Here is a 16,972-nt window from a genome sequence, read left to right on the forward strand (position 1 = left end):
TCAGGTGGCCACGACCCCCACCCATGACCTAGGAGCCAATCGTGAATTCGACCCAAGTCCGCCTCTCGATGAAGGGCGTCACCAAGCGCTATCCCGGCGTCGTCGCACTCGATGGCGTGAGCTTCGAGGCGTTCGCAGGCGAAGTTCACGCCCTGGTCGGCGGCAACGGCGCCGGCAAGTCCACGCTCATGGCGGTGGCTTCCGGCGCGATCACCCCCGATGAGGGAGCTATCGAGATCAACGGCGAGCAGTTGGCGCGAATCTCGCCGGTCGCGGCCCGCGATCAGGGGCTCGCGATCGCGTTTCAGCATCCTGCGCTGCTGCCCGACTTGACCGTCGCGGAGAACCTCGCGCTGTCGGTGCCCGAGAGCAAGCGGCCGTCGTTCGGCGAGCTGCAAGCCTGGGCCCGGCAGAAGCTGGAACCCATGGGTATGCCGATCTCGCCCACAGCGCGAGTCGGTTCGCTGTCACTGGCGGAGAAGCAGGCGATCGAGATCTGCGGTGCGCTGGCCTGTGATCCGGACGTCGTGATCTTCGACGAGCCCACTGAAGCCTTCATGATCGACGAGACCCAGCGTCTGTTCGAGCAGATCCGCAAGCTCGCTGCCCTCGGTGTCGCCGTCATCTACATCAGCCATCGTCTGCCCGACGTCATGGCGCTGGCCGACCGGTTCACGGTGTTGCGCGACGGCGAGGTGCGTGGACGTTTCCTGTCAGGTGAGGTCACCGAGCAGGACATCATCACCGCGGTCGCAGGACGCAAGGTCGAGGCGTTGTTCCCCGACAAGGCCGGCGATCTCGGGGAGACGGTCCTGAGCGTCGACGTGCGGTCGCGTGACCTGGACGAGATCCGCCTCGACGTCTGCCGCCACGAGGTCATCGGTCTGGCCGGCGTCGAGGGCAACGGCCAGCGCGAGTTCATCCGCGTCCTGGGCGGAGCCGTCTCCAGTACTGGGACCGTCACGGTCGAAGGCCGGTCCGCCGATCTCTCGAGTCCCGGCAAGGCCCGGGCGGCCGGCATCGTGCTGATGCCGCAGGAGCGTCACATCGAAGGCGTCGCGACGGTGCATTCGGTGCGCGAGAACCTGACGGTCGCCGCCACGGGCAAGACGGCCAGCGCAGGCATCATCAATCGACGTTCCGAGAATCGTCTGGTCGTCACCGAGATCGCCGATCTCGGCATCAAGACCGCGTCGCCCGATGTCGCGGTGTCGACGTTGTCCGGCGGCAATCAGCAGAAGGTCTCACTGGGTCGTGCCCTGCTGTCCGAGCCGACGGTGCTGCTGTGCGACGAACCGACACAGGGCATCGATGTCGGGGTGCGTTCGGACATCTACCACCGGTTGCGCTCCAATGCCGAGAACGGCGTGCCGGTCGTGGTGCTGAGCTCTGACAATGTCGAGCTGGCCGGACTGTGCGACCGGGTCCTCGTGTTCTCCCGCGGCCGGGTCGTCGCCGAGCTGGTGGGGGACCAGATCACCGATCACGCGATCACCGAAGCTTCTCTGACCGCGGGCGGCGAGGATCACGCGATCCAGTCCGACGAGATCCGCCGTAAAAGCGGCTGGCTGACCCGCATGCTGGGCAGCGAGCAGGGTCCCAGTGCCTTTCTCATCGCGGCCACCCTCGCGTTGATCGTTGTCGGTGCGATGGACAGCGACCGCTTCCTGTCGAGCTTCAACATCTCCAGCTCGCTGGCCTTGCTGGCGCCGCTACTCTTCTTGGCCGCGGGCCAGCTAATGGTCGTCATGACCGGCGGCATCGATCTGTCGGTGGGGCCGCTGGCCGGCACTCTGGTGGTGATTGCCTCGTTCTACGTGACGGCCGATCTCGGCGGCGGATGGTGGGCGCTCGGCCTGGTGCTGATGGCCCTGTTCGCGGTGCTCGTGGGCATCGTGAACGGCTCGCTCGTCCGGTTCGCCAACGTCAGCCCCGTCGTCGCGACGCTCGTGACGATGACGGCACTTCAAGGGCTCTCGCTCGTCATGCGCGACACCCCTGGCGGAACCATCGCCGAGCCGGTCACCTCGGCGCTCAACGCCAAGATCGGCCCGGTTCCCTGGGCGGTCATCGTCGGCGCGCTGCTGCTGGTCGGCCTGGAGCTCGCCTCCCGTCGCACCCGTATCGGACTGCGTCTGCGCGCTGCAGGTTCGGACGACGTCTCGGCGCACAAGCGCGGCATCCCGGTGACGCGAGTGTTCCTGATGGCCTATATCGGCTGCTCGCTGTTCACATTCCTGGGTGCCTTGATGCTGATGGCGCAGATCGGTGTCGGCGACCCGACGGCCGGCACGTCGTACACGCTCGTGAGCGTCACGGCGGTCGTCCTCGGCGGCGCCTCCGTGTTCGGTGGCCGAGGCAGCTTCATCGGCGTCCTGTTCGGTGTGTTCCTCGTGCAGGTCACGCAGACGACCGCAACCTTCATCGGGCTGTCCCAAGCGTGGCAGTACTGGCTGCCGGGTCTGATGGCACTCGGTGCGTGCGCGCTGTTCGCGCAGGCGCAACGCCGCACCTCCTGAACAAGTGGTCGGTGCTGAGCCGGCAAATCACTGTGACTGCCCCTGCCGGGGACCCGAGACCCCCGGCGGGGGCAGGTTGCGTTTGTGCTGCGTGAGGCCGTCATCTGTTGACAGGAGCTCAAAACCGCGTTGCCATTCAATGACGGCACAGGTCGTCTGACCTGTCCGGACGGAGAGGGACGACGTTGACAGTCATCAGGGCAGCGATCACTCAGACCACGTGGACCGGCGACAAAGAGTCCATGCTCGACAAACACGAGCAGTTCGCACGCGATGCCTCGGCCGACGGCGCACAGGTCATCTGTTTCCAGGAGCTCTTCTACGGTCCCTACTTCGGCATCACCGAAGACAAGAAGTACTACGCCTACGCCGAAGCCGCGGACGGGCCGATCGTGCAGCGGTTCGCCGCACTTGCCGCGGAACTCTCGATGGTCATGGTGCTGCCGATCTATGAAGAGCACATGACCGGCGTCTACTACAACACCGCGGTCGTGGTCGACGCCGACGGAACGATCCTCGGCAAGTACCGCAAACATCATCTGCCGCACCTCGACCGATTCTGGGAGAAGTTCTATTTCCGTCCGGGCAACCTGGGCTACCCGGTGTTCCAGACCGCGGTCGGTCCGATCGGGGTCTACATCTGTTACGACCGGCACTTCCCCGAAGGCTGGCGCGAACTGGGGCTGGGCGGCGCCCACATCGTGTTCAACCCCAATGCGACCAAGCCTGGGCTGTCGAACCGGTTGTGGGAGGTCGAGGGCCCGTGCGCTGCGGTCGCGAACGGCTACTTCGTCCTCCAGCCCAACCGGGTCGGTCGTGAAGACAATGAATACGGCGAGCTGGCCGTGGACTTCTACGGCACGAGCCAGGTCATCGACCCACGCGGCAACTTCGTGGGCGACCGGGGATCCGAGACGACTGAGGAGATCCTGGTACGCGATCTGGATCTCGAACTCGTCAAGCAGATGCGCGATGACTGGCAGTTCTACCGAGACCGCCGGCCTGACTCCTACACCCTGATCGCGCAGCCGTAGGGGGAGTCATGGCAACCACGCTCATCACCGGCGGCACCGTCATCACCGCGACGGGTCGCTCGGCTGCCGACGTCCTGATCGACGGCGAGATCATCGTCGGGGTCCTGGCACCGGGCTCCGTGCTGCTGGGATCTGACCTGTCGCAGACAGTCGACCATGTCATCGACGCGACGGGCAAGTACGTCATCCCTGGCGGGATCGACGCGCACACCCACATGGAGCTGCCCTTCGGCGGCACCGCGGCGTCCGACACCTTCGAGACCGGCACCCGGGCCGCCGCCTGGGGCGGGACCACCACGATCATCGACTTCGCGGTGCAGACCTACGGGCAACGGCTCATGGACGGTCTGGCGGCCTGGCACGCCAAGGCCGAGGGCAACTGCGCGATCGACTACGCCTTCCACCAGATCATCGGCGATGTCAACGACGACTCGTTGCAGGCGATGGACGGGCTCGTCGACGAGGGCATCACGAGCTTCAAGCTGTTCATGGCCTACCCGGGCGTCTTCTACTCCGACGATGCGCAGATCCTGCGCGCGATGCAGAAATCGGCCAGCACCGGCATGGTCACGATGATGCATGCCGAGAACGGCCCCGCGATCGACGTCCTGGTCGAGCAACTGCTGGCCCAGGGTAAGTCGGATCCGTACTTCCACGGCGTAGCCCGCGCCTGGCAGCTGGAGGAGGAGGCCACGCACCGCGCGATCATGCTGGCGAACCTGACCGGTGCGCCGTTGTACGTCGTGCACGTCAGCGCCAAGCAGGCCGTCGAGCAGCTCGCGGCAGCCCGCGACGTCGGACAGAACGTGTTCGGCGAGACCTGCCCGCAGTATCTCTACCTGTCGTTGGAAGAGCAGCTCGCCGCGCAGGGCAAGGAATGGGGCTCGTTCGAAGGTGCCAAATGGGTCTGCTCGACACCGCTGCGCGCCCGGGCCGAAGGCCACCAGAACCATATGTGGCAATCGCTGCGGACCAATGACATCCAGATGGTCTCGACCGACCATTGCCCGTTCTGCATGAAGGGCCAAAAAGACCTCGGCCTGGGCGATTTCTCCAAAATCCCCAACGGCATCGGATCGGTCGAGCACCGCATGGATCTGATGTACCAGGGCGTCGTGAACGGCGAGATCTCGCTCGAACGCTGGGTCGAGATCACGTCCACGACACCAGCGCGGATGTTCGGTCTGTACGGCAAGAAGGGCGTGATCGCTCCCGGCGCGGATGCCGACGTCGTGATCTACGACCCTGACGGTCATACCTCGCTGGGGATCGGCGAGGGCCGGACGCACCACATGAACATGGACTACTCCGCCTGGGAAGGCTTCGAGATCGACGGTCACGTCGACACCGTGATGTCGCGCGGGACCGTCGTCGTCGACAGCGGTCAGTACGTCGGCCGCAAGGGACACGGTCAATTCGTCAAACGCGGTCTTTCGCAGTACCTCGTCTAGCCAGGGAGAACCATGGACTTCGGAGTAGTTCTACAGACCAATCCGCCCGCTTGGCGTACGGTTCAGCTCGCCAAGCTTTCGGAGGAGCACGGCTTCGACTACGTGTGGACGTTCGACAGCCACCTGCTGTGGCAGGAACCGTATGTCATCTACAGCGCGATCCTGGCTCAGACGCACCGGATCACCGTCGGACCGATGGTCACCAACCCGGCGACCCGTGACTGGACCGTCACGGCATCGGTGTTCGCGACCCTCAACGAGATGTACGGCAATCGCACAGTCTGCGGAATCGGTCGCGGCGACTCAGCCGTGCGCGTCACCAACGGCAAGCCGTCGACGCTCAAGGAGGTGCGGGACGCGACCCATGTGATCCGTGAACTCGCCAACGGGCGCTCGGTCGACTACAAAGGCTCCACTCTGCGGTTCCCGTGGACGACCAACACGTCATTGGAGGTGTGGGTCGCGGCGTACGGGCCCATGGCGCTCAAGGCCGCGGGAGAGGTGGGCGATGGCTTCATCCTGCAGCTCGCCGACGTCGACATCACCCGCTGGATGATCCAGACCGTCAAGGACGCCGCCACAGCGGTGGGGCGTGACCCTGAGGCACTGTCGTTCTGCATCGCCGCACCGATGTACGTCGGGGACGACTGGGCGCACATGCGTGAGCAATGCCGCTGGTTCGGTGGGATGGTCGGCAATCACGTCGCCGACATCGTTACCAAATACGGACAGACCGGCGCGATCCCACAGGCATTGAGCGACTACATCGCAGGGCGTGAGGGCTATGACTACAACGAGCACGGTCGCGCGGGCAATACCCACGCAGAATTCGTTCCGGACGAGATCGTCGACCGGTTCTGCCTGCTCGGAACCGTCGAGGATCACGTCGCCAAACTCAAGGCCCTGCAGGAAGTCGGCGTGACCCAGTTTGCCGGCTATCTGCAGCACGACAACAAGGAGGAGACGCTCCGGGTCTACGGTGAGTCGATCATTCCGCAGATCCGCGAGCACATCACGGCCAAGGCGTGAGGCGCCGCCGCCAGCTCGGCTAGACCGACGGCGGCAACGTCAGCCCGCCGTACACGTATGTGCCGGGCTGGGCCGGATTCTGGATCAACGAGACGGTGTCGCCGATGCGGGGAACCTGGATCTTCGACACCAGAGTCTGCAGCGTGACGACCTGACCGTCGGCCAGGGTCGCGGTCAGCACGACGACCGGATCGAAGTTGATGAGCTGACCGGTGTCGCTGATGTTGGTCACGGTTGCGGGTACGCCCGGAATGCCCGCGGCGGCCAGCGCTGCGGCTTCTTGCGCGTTGCGGGCGCTGTCGAGTCCCTGGCCGAGCAGGGCCGCATTCTCCGCGCCCATGAAGCTCTTGCCGAGACGACCCGTGAGCCCCTTGCCGGCGACCATGTTCTCTGCGGTCCGCATAGCGTCCGCAGTGCGTTCTTCATTGCTCTTCTTCTTGCCGAACAATCCCATGATTTCCCCTAAGAGAGTTGTCAAACTGCGGACACAGTAGCAATGCCGGATGACTGCGGGGTGGATTGAAGCTGTACGCGTAGGATTGACGAGCGATGAATGACAGGGAGAGTTCGGTCTACCTCGATCATGCGGCCACCACGCCCATGGTCCCTGAGGCAATTGCCGCGATGGCCGAGCAGATGGCGGTGACGGGCAACGCCTCTTCGCTGCACGCTTCGGGTCGAGCCGCACGCCGAACCGTCGAAGAGGCCCGAGAACTCATTGCCGAACGTTTCGGCGCCCGTCCCAGTGAGATCGTGTTCTGCTCCGGTGGAACCGAGGCCAACAACTTGGCCATCAAAGGTCTCTATTGGTCGCGGCTCGCGCAGGACTCGGCACGTCATCGCATCGTCTTCAGTTCGATCGAGCACCATGCGCTGCTGGACCCGGTCACCTGGCTCGCCAAGCATGAGGGTGCCGAGGTCGCGATGACGCCGGTCGACAAACAGGGCAGGATCCTGATCGACGATCTGCGCGCGGCAGTCGTCAGTGACCCGTCGAGCATTTCGGCCATCACGACGATGTGGGCCAATAACGAGATGGGCACAGTGCAGCCGATCGCCGAAGTCGTCGAGATCGCCCGCCAGTTCGACATCCCGGTGCACAGCGATGCGGTTCAGGCCGCCGGATACCTGCCGCTCGACTTCGGGGCCAGTGGGCTCGATGCCATGACGCTCACGGCGCACAAGCTCGGCGGCCCGGTCGGCGTCGGCGCATTGATGATCGGCCGCGAGATCGAGGCGACTCCCTTGATGCATGGCGGTGGCCAGGAACGAGATCTGCGCTCCGGGACGGTCAGCGTCGCCTTGATCGCCGCCTTCGCCGCAGCCGTCGATGTCACGGTGGGACGCCAGGCCGAGACCGTGACCCGTATCGAAGCGCTGCGCCAGCGGCTCGTGGACGGAATCGTGCGGGTCGTCCCCGACGCGATCATCAACGGCGATCCCGAGGTCGGCCCGGAGCATCGGCTGCCCAATATCGCCCACGTGACCTTTCCGGGCTGTGAGGGCGATGCGATGTTGATGCTGCTCGATGCCCAGGGGATCGAGTGCTCGACCGGCTCGGCGTGCGCTGCCGGTGTGCCGCAGCCCAGCCACGTGCTGCTCGCGATGGGCTATGACGATGTCGCTGCGCGCGGTTCGCTGCGGTTCAGCCTCGGGCACACCTCGACTGAGGCAGACGTCGATCGACTCATCGAGGCGCTGCCCGCCGTCCATCAGCGCGCCCAGCGCGCCTCCCTCGTGCGGAGTTCGTCATGAGAGTCGTCGCCGCGATGTCAGGTGGCGTCGATTCCGCCGTGGCGGCTGCGCGGGCCGTCGACGCCGGGCACGATGTGACCGGCGTCCATCTGGCGCTGAGCCGCAATCCCCGGTCGTACCGGTCGGGTGCCCGCGGCTGCTGCTCGATCGAGGACGCCAATGACGCGCGCCGGGCCGCCGACGAGCTCGGCATCCCCTTCTACGTGTGGGACATGAGCGAGGAGTTCGCCGACAATGTCGTCGAAGACTTCATCGCCGAGTACACCGCCGGCCGCACCCCCAATCCATGCCTGCGTTGCAATGAGAAGATCAAGTTCGCGGCGGTGCTCGACCGTGCCCTGGCGCTGGGCTTCGATGCCGTCGCGACGGGGCACTATGCACAGCTGCGCACCGCGGATGACGGCACGATCGAGATGCATCGGGCGATCGACATGGGCAAGGACCAGTCGTACGTGCTCGGTGTACTGACCCAGGAACAGTTGGCGCACTCGTTGTTCCCGCTCGGCGACACGACCAAGGACATCGTGCGCATCGAGGCTGCCGACCGTGGCATCCAGGTCGCGAAGAAGCCCGACAGCCACGACATCTGCTTCATCCCCGACGGTGACAACGCGGGCTGGCTGGGGGAGAAGCTCGGGCCCAAACCCGGCACGATCGTCGACACCGACGGCACCGTGCTGCGCGACCACGACGGTGCATACGCGTTCACGATCGGTCAGCGACGGGGCCTGCGGCTCGGTGTGCCTGCCGACGACGGTAAGCCCAGGTTCGTGCTCGACATCGAACCGGTCAGCGGCACGGTCACAGTGGGATCACGCGAAGAGTTGCTGGTCGACGGGCTCGATGCGATCAAGCCGCTGTGGTGCGGTGCGGCGCCGGACGAGGTGCTCGACTGCACGGTGCAGCTTCGCGCGCACGGGGACGAGCACCGGGCACGTGTCACCGTCTCGGGCGACTCGGTCTCGGTCGAATTGCTCGATCCCGCCAGCGGCATCGCGCCGGGGCAGGCCTGCGTGATCTACGACGGCACCCGCGTCGTCGGTTCGGCCACGATCTCGGCCACCTCCCGCGCGGCGGTGCGTTAGCGTCCACCCTGTCGCGTGGGCGGTGCGTTGGCGTCCACTTCAGGCGCGCGCGTGGACGCCAGCGCACCGCCCGGCCGAGGCGGTGGACGCCAGCGCACCGCCCACGGGGTCAGGGGGTGACGCTGAGGGCCCTCGAGACGATCGTCACGGCCTTCTCGATGTAGGCGTCGGCGGTGTCCTCGTCCTCGAACTCGACGATATCCCTGGCCCATGCGCCGACCGAGCCTGTGACCGCCGAGACGATCGCCTTGAGCGTCAGATCCGATTCGCCTTCCGCGAGCAGGACCGTGTTGCGAGTCGTCCAGGCCTCACTGGAGCTGCGCCAGGTGTCCTCGAAGCCCGCAGGAGCCTGGGAGTTGGCGATGACCCGGCTGACATCCCGGTCGGTCCACACGCCCGACAGATAGGCGCGCGTCCCGGCCAGGAACAGCTGATGCCTGTCAGTGATGCCGGCTCGCTTGACGATCGTGATCGCCTCACGGACGCGGGCATCTTGGCGTTGGAAGTACCCCTCGTGCAGGGCCGTGAAGATCTCGGCCTTGCCGCCGAAGTGGTAGTAGAGCGTTCCGACGCTCAAACCTGCACGTTGCGTGATCTGGGCGACGCTGGTGCCTTCGTAGCCATTCTTGGTGAACAGCTCCCGGGCAGCATTCAGCAGGGACTCCGCGACGGTAGGTGCTCCGTCGGCCACTTCAGCCTTCTTCCTTGCCATCGGACCCCCTGTTCGCCTGCCGGTTCTTGATTTCCTCGAAGAATCGAGAGGCTAGTCGATGTTGCGTCATTTTCTGGGCATTCCCAAAAGTCGCTGCGCGATGATGTTCCGCTGGATCTGCGCCGAACCTCCGTACACGCTGATGGGGCGCGAGTTGAAGTACCGGTGCAGGTAGTCGTTCCGGCGACCTGTGACAACCTCGGGACCGAACAGTTTGAGCGCCAGATGCTGCAGCTCCTGCTCGGACTCGGTCCACAGCATTTTACTGATTGAACCTTCTTCGCCCGGCGGTCGCCCCGAGACCCGCATGCTGAGCTGTTGCAGGACGTTGAGTCGCAGCACCTCGCCACGGACATAGGCACGGGCCAGATCGGCACGGACCTGCGGCGAGTCGGTCAGTCCAGCCTCCCGCGCCCGGTCCTCGAGCGCGCTGAGGTTCTTGCGGTACGTCGAGATGAAGCCGATGTCGGAGGGACCGCGTTCGTACGACACCGTCGTCATGGCGATGCGCCAGCCCTCGCCCTCTTCGCCGAGTCTTTGCGCGGCCGGAATCCTGACATCGTCCCAGAACACCTCAGTCGTCTCGGGTGAGCCGTCGGCCAGGACGATGGGACTGACCGTGATGCCGGGAGACTTCATGTCGACGAGGAAGGCGGAGATCCCTTTGTGCTTGGGAGCCTCCGAATCAGTGCGTGCCAGCAGCAGGCACCAGTCGCTGTACTGGCCCGACGACGTCCACATTTTGTGGCCGTTGACGACATACTCATCGCCTTCACGGACGGCCTTGGTGCGCAGCGCCGCCAAGTCCGATCCTGCACTCGGTTCGCTGAAGCCTTGACACCACTGGATGTCGCCGCTGATCGTGGAAGGCAGGAACTGTTTGCGCTGCTCGTCGGTGCCGTACATCTGCAGCGCCCGGCCGATGTAGCCCGCGGTTCCCGGCAGCGGCGGAGCGTTGAAGTTGCCCGTCTCCTCGTTGAGGATCGCATCCATGGCGGGGCTCAGACCCTTGCCGCCCCATTCGACCGGCCAGGACTGACCGATGTAGCCACCGAGGAACAGCTTCTTGTGCCATGCCAACCTGATCGCCGCATCCTCGTCGGGAGTCGTCGGGCCGCTTGCCGGCGCGGGCACGTTGGCCGCCAACCAGGCGCGCAGCCCCGAGCGGTATTCGGCTTCTTCGGCTGAGTCGCGGTAGTCCATGTCAGATCCCTTCCAGTCGTGCATCGGCGATGTGGCCGAGCTGCACGTTCTCGTTGCCGAGCAGTTCGGTGTTGAGCAGGGCTCGGCGGGTGTAGAAGTGGGCGATGTGCTCCCATGTCTGTCCGACTCCGCCGTAGATCTGCATGACGTTCTCGGTTGCCGTGCGGGCAACGTGTGCGCAGTGTGCCTTCGCGGTGCGCGCGGCCAGCAGTGCAGTGGCCGGCTCGACGGCGTCGATGCACCATGCCGCGTAACACGTCGCGCCGTAGGCTGCCTCGATCGCCACGAGAGTGTCGGCCGCGATGTGCTGGATCGCCTGGAACGATCCGATCGGAACGCCGTAGGCGATACGTGACTTCGAGTATTCGACGGCGCCGGACAACGCCGCTCGCATGAGGCCGACGGTGTCGGCGCACACTGCGGCGAGGGCGAGCGCCCGCCAGGTATCCAACTGATCGGCCGTGATGAGGCCGTCCGCGGTCTCGGAAGTGTGCTCGGGAAGCTTCCAGGCGCCTTGTGTGAGGTCGATCGACTGATTGTCTGCGACGTCGGCGCGCAAGGTCAGCCGGACGAGTCTGAATTGATCGTCCTGCGGCTCGAGACGCAGCACATGCGAGGTGGCGGGCCCGCCCCATATCAGCGTCGTGTCGGAATCAGAAGCCGTGGCGACGTCCGAGAGGTCGGCGTCGAGCAGGATCCCGTAGGCCGAGGTACCTGCCTCGAGCTCGTCACTCCATTCCTGGGGGGCGGAGGCCAGCGCCATGAGCTCGGTGGCGAGGACCGCACTGGGAACGAACGGCAGGGGCACCAGCTCGGCGGCGAGCGCCTCGGCCGCGACCATGACCTCGACTCCGCTGGCGACGGGCTCATCGCCGATCCGTCCGCGAAGTTCCAGGAGGCCTGCTCCGCGCAACGCCGTCCAACCCGTCGCGAAATCGCGTTCGGCGGCATCGGTCGGATTGGCGACTCCGATCGATGTCGCGAGCGACTCGACTATGCGCTTCAGGTCCTCCTGGTCCTCGTTGAGTAGTGCGTGCATCGCAGTTGCCTCCTGAAACATTCGCTCTGAGCAAGCGAGGTGAGTGGACCAAATCTGAATGATATTCAATTGATATCAGTCAGCTTCTGTCACTGTCAATGAATCGGATCTGCGCTGGCCAGCGATGCAGGTCGACGGTTCGCATATCCACTGGACATACTGAGATAACAGGAATTTAGACTACTCGGTGTGAGTGAGGTCATGTCCGAGTGATCTTGACGCGGTCGATGAACTTAGTTCGATCGACCCCTTGACGGCGTCGATCCACCTGGGCTTAGATGTGGCGAACATCGTTCAAATGAACGTCATTCAGATTGCTAAGTCGGAGGTCATCCATGAAACCCCGCTCCATGAAACGAGGCTGCACGGCGGTTCTTGCCGCAGCCACCGCCGTCGCCAGCCTGGCTGCCTGCGGAGGTTCCAACGGTTCGAAGGACGACGCCTCGTCGCCGTTCAAGGTCTACGTGTCGATCGATCTGTCGGGCGCGACCAAGACGTACTCGGTCCCGATCGTCGACGGCCTGGAGATCGCGGCGGCAAAGATCAACAAGGCCGGCGGCATTCAGGGCCGCAAGGTCGAGATCGAGAAGGCCGACGACCAGAACAACCCGACCAAGGCCGTCAGCCTGCTGCAGAAGCAGATGTCATCGGGGGACGAGCCCGACCTGGTCTACGCCGGCGGGTCGAGCTCAGTGACACTTTCGCTGTTGCCGGTGCTGAGCCGCAACAAGATCGTGTCGATGTCGGGCACGGTCAGCAATGTCCTGAATGATCCGAAGAAGTACCCGTACCACTTCAGCGTCTCGGCACCGGGCAGCGCGTACGCACCGGCGCAGGCCGCCGAAGCGGTCGCCCAGGGCTACAAGAAGATCGCGATGCTGTTCTCCAACGACGCGACCGGGCAGAGCACCTTGAAGCTCTACAAAGAGGCCTTCGAGGACGCCGGCATCGAGCTCGTCTCGGCAGGCTACGACGCGACAGCCCTCGACATGACGTCTCAACTGCAGCAGCTCAAGGGCAAGGATCCCGATGCTCTGGTGATCAACGGCTACGGCACCGCCGCGCTGTACGCGTTCCGCGGTCGGGCGCAGATCGGTTGGAACATCCCGACGTACGGCGATCAGCTGTCCAGCAGCTTCCCCCTCGTCAAGAATCTGAAGGCCTCCGAGCTGGAGAACGTCAAGATCGTGACCTCGTCGACCGGCGTGGTCGACGGCAACCAGTCCGATCTGGTGGCCGGACTCGTCGAGGAGATCAAGGCGGGGGAGAACGCGGCCTCACTGGAGACGACCGGCTACGGCTTGTTCGCGACCGGCTACGACATTCTCGAACTGATCAACTTCGCCGCCGAACAGGCCAAGTCGACCGATATGACGAAAGTCAACAGCGCGTTGGAAGACCTGACGGTCGACGGTGACGTGCCCTGGGTGTCCGGCGGCAAGTCCGGCGACGCGATCTTGTTCGACTACAGCAAGACCAATCACTTCCCCACGGCCGGCGACGGGCTCATCGTCTTCGTCGCGCCGGGCAGCTACAACGCCGACGGACTCTACGAACCCGGAAAGCGGTAGAGCCGCCGTGCGCACAGGAAGGACACGGATATGACGACGATCTGGGCAGGACTTGCCACCGGGGCGCTGTACAGCCTCGTGGCGATCGGATACAACGTGGTCTTGTTGACCTCAGGGGTGTTCAACTTCGCGAACGCCCAACTCGTGATGTTAGGGACGTTCGGGGCGTACCTCGGCCTGAACCAGATGGGACTGCCGCTTCCGGCAGCCATGCTCCTCGGGGCCGGCCTGTGCGCACTCGTGGCGATGCTGCTCGAGCGGATCGCGATTCGTCCGTTGCTGAGCAAGGGAGGGGACGGCCACGGGACGCTCATCACGACGATCGGCTTCGGGGTCCTGCTGGCCGGGCTCGTCAAGCAGATCTGGGGGACCGATCCCCGGCAGATCAAGGAGACGACTTCGAGTGACCCGCTGACGATCCTCGGGGGGACGATCCAGCCCAATGACCTGATCCTGATCGGACTCGTGCTGGCGATCGGCCTCGGCCTCAACTGGTGGTCGCACACGACCCGTCACGGCCTGGCCTCGCTGTCGTCGGCCGAGAACCGCAACGCCGCGATGCTGCGGGGGATCGACACCCGAGCACTCGGGATCGCCGCCTTCGCCCTGGCCGGTGCGATAGCCGGTGTCGTCGGAATCTTCGTCGGCACCCGGACGTACGCCGTGGCCTCCCTCGGCGATGGTCTGGCGATGTTCGGCTTCGTCGCGATCGCGATCGGTGGTGCAGGCAGCCAGCTCGGCGGTCTGTTCGGCGGCTTCACAGTCGGGCTGATCTATTCGTTCAGCGCTCGCTATCTCGGTGCGGAGTACCCGCAGATCGCCGTCTTCCTGGCCTTCTTGCTGCTCCTGCTGGTTCGTCCGCATGGTCTGTTCAGCCGCAATCTGGAGCGTGCAATATGAGTGTCCACAAGAATTCGGCGCCGGCAGCAGAGTCCGCCGTCGCAGCCGTGGTCCGGCAGTTGTCGAAGTACAAGATCGCGCTGCTCGCAGCGGCTGCCGTCCTGGTGATCCTCGCACCGTTCCTCGGCATGAGCGCCTACATGGCACGTACCGTCATGTTGGTCGGAATCCTGAGCCTGCTGACCAGCGGCCTCAACATCGTCTCGGGCTATGCAGGAGAGCTCGCGGTCAACCAGGTGTTCCTGTACGCGGTGGGGGCGTATGTCGCCGGTTACCTCGGGGCGACCCACGGCATCACCGATGTCTTCCTGGTCTTCGCGATCGTCGCCGTCGCGGCAGTCGCGATCGGACTCGTCAGCGGCATTCCGGGTCTGCGACTCGGCGGCTGGTCACTTGCGATGGTCGCGTTCTTCATGGTCATCATCATTCCGAACGTCGTGCAGGTCCTCGAGAAGTTCACGGGCGGATCGCTGGGCCTGTCGACGCCGGCCGCGACGATGTTCGGCCAGGAACTGACCGACAACGGCGTATACGTCCTGATCGTGTGCACTGTCGTGCTCTGGTTCGCCCTGGCACGCAATCTGATCCTGTCCACCCACGGCAATGCCTTCCTGGTGCTGCGGCAGAGCCCGATCCTGGCCGAGAGCATGGGCATCTCGGTCTTCCGGATCAAACTCGTCGTCTACGTCATCGCAGCGATTCCCTGTGCTTTCGCCGGTGCGCTGTTCGCCTGGATGGACGGTTTCATCGCTCCCGACACCTTCACGTTCGCCCTCGCGCTCAGCGTCTTGGCCGCGTCGATGTTCGGTGGTGCGACCTCGATCTACGGCGCGATCGTCGGTGCATTCCTCCTGCAGTACGGGCAGCAGTCACTCGACGTCTTCGCCGAGTGGGAACTCGTGATCTATGGCGCCTTCTTGCTGATCGCGGCGCTGGTGTTCCGCAATGGCCTGACCGGGGCGTTCCGAAGCCTGGTCGCGACGCTGGTCAGGCGGGGCATCCTGCCCAGAGCGACCGTGATCCAGCATGCGTTGGTCGACGACGCCGAACTCCGGCTCGACCCGATCGACGGGCAGGTACTGGCGTGCCGCGACATCTCCAAGAACTTCGGTGGCAACCAGGCGCTCGCCGATGTCACGTTGACGGCCAAGCCGGGGGAGATCACGGCACTGATCGGTCCGAACGGCTCGGGCAAGACGACGCTGCTCAACCTGATGTGCGGCTTCTACGCCCCCAGCCAGGGTGACATCACACTCGGCAGCCGTCAGATCTCCGGCCTCAAACCGTTCAAGGTCGCCAGGGCAGGGGTGTCGCGGACGTTCCAGACGCCCATGGTGGCCCGCGGTATGACGACTCGTGAGTTCGTCATTTCGGGCCGTTACACCGACGGAACGGTCTCGATGGGTGCTTCGGTCCTGCGACTCCCAGCCTTTTGGCGCGGCCGTCGAGCCGACGATCATGAGGCGCTGCGGTTGCTCCAGCTCATGGGGATCGCCGAAGTGGCCGAGACCGAGGTCTCCGAGCTGCCGTTGGGAACCCGACGGTTGGCCGAGGTCGCGCGTGCGCTGGCGGCCCGCCCGCAGCTGTTCTTGTTCGACGAGGTCGCGTCGGGACTCGATCCGGCCGATCTGGAGAACCTGGAACGGGCGATCCTCGCGATCCGGGACGCGGGCGGAACCGTCGTGCTGGTGGAGCACAACTTCCCGCTGGTGCTCAAGGTCTCCGACACGATTCACGTCCTGAGCCGCGGAGCACTGCTGGCTTCGGGCACCCCCGAGGAGATCCAGAACAACGCACAGGTCCTCGACGAATACACGGGCTCGAATGCCGGCAAGTCCGTCGGCGACATCGAGCCGGAGATGGCCATCGCCGGCCACGACACAGAGAGCGAGGTCTGAGCATGTTGGACGTGAAAGGACTGGAAGGCGGCTACGGGGACATCCGCGCCCTGTGGGGGGTCGATCTGACGGTTCGCACCGGCAAGCTCACCGCAGTGCTGGGTCGCAACGGTGCCGGGAAGACATCGCTGCTGGATGCGATCGCAGGCCTGCTGCCTGTCGTATCGTCCGGGTCGGTGTCGCTGGAGGGACATGACATCACCACGACCGCGACACCCAAGCGCATCCGGGCCGGATTGGCCTACGTGCAGCAGAACAAGCAGGTCTTCAAACGAAGGTCGGTCGAAGACAATCTGCTGATCGGCGGTTACACACTGCCCGGACGCGGTCTGCGCAGCCAGCAACGCAAGGAAGCCCTCGACAAGGCGTACTCGCGGTTCCCGGTGCTCGCGGAGCGTCGCAATCACCTGGCCGGAGGGCTGTCCGGCGGTCAACAGCAGATGCTGGCGATCGGCCAGGCACTCATGCCAGACCCCAAGCTCCTGATGCTGGACGAGCCGTCGGCCGGTCTGGCGCCGTCGATCGTCGCCGAGGTGTTCGGACTGATCTCGCAGATGCGCGATCAGCAGCTCAGCATCCTGCTGGTCGAGCAGGTTGTCGACGAAGCCATGGCCATCGCGGACGACGTCGTGGTCCTCGAAAGCGGTCGGGCCGTCGCGTCCGGACCGATCGAGAACTTCAGCGACAACGCGGTCGTCCGCGAGATCTACCTGGGCAATGACTCGATCGAGCTCGACCCAGCCAGCACAGCAGTCACGAACTCGAGGGAATGAGAT

At 64.8% G+C, this 16,972-nt stretch carries 14 protein-coding genes; 10 read left to right on the plus strand and 4 right to left on the minus strand.

The annotated features are described in order from the left end of the window. The first annotated feature begins 41 nt into the window (after positions 1-41). From ACXJKC_RS13120 to ACXJKC_RS13135, 4 genes are all read left to right on the plus strand, one after another. The gene (locus tag ACXJKC_RS13120) at positions 42-2,519 is read left to right on the plus strand and encodes an ATP-binding cassette domain-containing protein (RefSeq protein ID WP_456697175.1); all 2,478 of its coding nucleotides are present in this window, start codon (positions 42-44) and stop codon (positions 2,517-2,519) included. A gap of 185 nt (positions 2,520-2,704) precedes the next feature. Beyond that, on the plus strand, positions 2,705-3,553 hold the full coding sequence (locus tag ACXJKC_RS13125; protein ID WP_456697176.1) for a nitrilase-related carbon-nitrogen hydrolase: 849 nt from the start codon (positions 2,705-2,707) through the stop codon (positions 3,551-3,553). Between the two features lie 8 nt (positions 3,554-3,561). Further along, positions 3,562-5,004: a dihydropyrimidinase gene (gene hydA, locus ACXJKC_RS13130; protein ID WP_456697177.1), complete on the plus strand. Its 1,443-nt coding sequence runs from the start codon at positions 3,562-3,564 to the stop codon at positions 5,002-5,004. 12 nt (positions 5,005-5,016) lie between these two features. Beyond that, the gene (locus ACXJKC_RS13135; RefSeq protein WP_456697178.1) at positions 5,017-6,033 is read left to right on the plus strand and encodes a TIGR03842 family LLM class F420-dependent oxidoreductase; all 1,017 of its coding nucleotides are present in this window, start codon (positions 5,017-5,019) and stop codon (positions 6,031-6,033) included. A gap of 19 nt (positions 6,034-6,052) precedes the next feature. Here the strand turns inward: ACXJKC_RS13135 and ACXJKC_RS13140 are convergent, their stop codons facing one another. Next, on the minus strand, positions 6,053-6,487 hold the full coding sequence (locus tag ACXJKC_RS13140) for a hypothetical protein (RefSeq protein WP_456697179.1): 435 nt from the start codon (positions 6,485-6,487) through the stop codon (positions 6,053-6,055). Positions 6,488-6,582: 95 nt separating this feature from the next. Here ACXJKC_RS13140 and ACXJKC_RS13145 point away from each other — a divergent pair, with 95 nt between their 5' ends. Both ACXJKC_RS13145 and mnmA read left to right on the plus strand, forming a co-directional pair. After that, positions 6,583-7,788 (plus strand): cysteine desulfurase family protein, encoded by a 1,206-nt coding sequence (locus ACXJKC_RS13145; protein WP_456697180.1) that lies wholly within the window; start codon positions 6,583-6,585, stop codon positions 7,786-7,788. Next, the gene (gene mnmA, locus ACXJKC_RS13150; protein ID WP_456697181.1) at positions 7,785-8,873 is read left to right on the plus strand and encodes a tRNA 2-thiouridine(34) synthase MnmA; all 1,089 of its coding nucleotides are present in this window, start codon (positions 7,785-7,787) and stop codon (positions 8,871-8,873) included. The genes ACXJKC_RS13145 and mnmA overlap by 4 nt, the downstream gene beginning before the upstream one ends. 109 nt (positions 8,874-8,982) lie before the next feature. On the opposite strand, the gene ACXJKC_RS13155 is transcribed toward mnmA, so the two are convergent. The 3 genes from ACXJKC_RS13155 to ACXJKC_RS13165 form a co-directional block, all read right to left on the minus strand. Then, on the minus strand, positions 8,983-9,585 hold the full coding sequence (locus ACXJKC_RS13155) for a TetR/AcrR family transcriptional regulator (protein WP_456697182.1): 603 nt from the start codon (positions 9,583-9,585) through the stop codon (positions 8,983-8,985). 66 nt (positions 9,586-9,651) lie between these two features. Further along, positions 9,652-10,788 (minus strand): acyl-CoA dehydrogenase family protein, encoded by a 1,137-nt coding sequence (locus ACXJKC_RS13160; RefSeq protein ID WP_456697183.1) that lies wholly within the window; start codon positions 10,786-10,788, stop codon positions 9,652-9,654. Position 10,789: 1 nt separating this feature from the next. Further along, a complete protein-coding gene (locus ACXJKC_RS13165; protein WP_456697184.1) occupies positions 10,790-11,827 on the minus strand; it encodes an acyl-CoA dehydrogenase family protein in 1,038 nt (345 codons plus the stop codon). A gap of 335 nt (positions 11,828-12,162) precedes the next feature. On the opposite strand from ACXJKC_RS13165, the gene ACXJKC_RS13170 reads away from it, so the two are divergent. From ACXJKC_RS13170 to ACXJKC_RS13185, 4 genes are read left to right on the plus strand one after another with little or no spacing between them, the layout of a single operon-like run. Continuing rightward, complete coding sequence (locus tag ACXJKC_RS13170; RefSeq protein ID WP_456697185.1) at positions 12,163-13,398, plus strand: ABC transporter substrate-binding protein; 1,236 nt, start codon at positions 12,163-12,165, stop codon at positions 13,396-13,398. Positions 13,399-13,428: 30 nt separating this feature from the next. Then, positions 13,429-14,298, plus strand: a complete 870-nt coding sequence (locus ACXJKC_RS13175) for a branched-chain amino acid ABC transporter permease (RefSeq protein ID WP_456697186.1) — start codon at positions 13,429-13,431, stop codon at positions 14,296-14,298. Beyond that, positions 14,295-16,196, plus strand: a complete 1,902-nt coding sequence (locus tag ACXJKC_RS13180) for a branched-chain amino acid ABC transporter ATP-binding protein/permease (RefSeq protein ID WP_456697187.1) — start codon at positions 14,295-14,297, stop codon at positions 16,194-16,196. Before ACXJKC_RS13175 ends, ACXJKC_RS13180 begins: the two co-directional genes overlap by 4 nt. A 2-nt stretch (positions 16,197-16,198) precedes the next feature. After that, on the plus strand, positions 16,199-16,969 hold the full coding sequence (locus tag ACXJKC_RS13185; RefSeq protein WP_456697188.1) for an ABC transporter ATP-binding protein: 771 nt from the start codon (positions 16,199-16,201) through the stop codon (positions 16,967-16,969). Positions 16,970-16,972: the final 3 nt, after the last annotated feature.

Source organism: Aeromicrobium sp. P5_D10, from assembly GCF_054049535.1.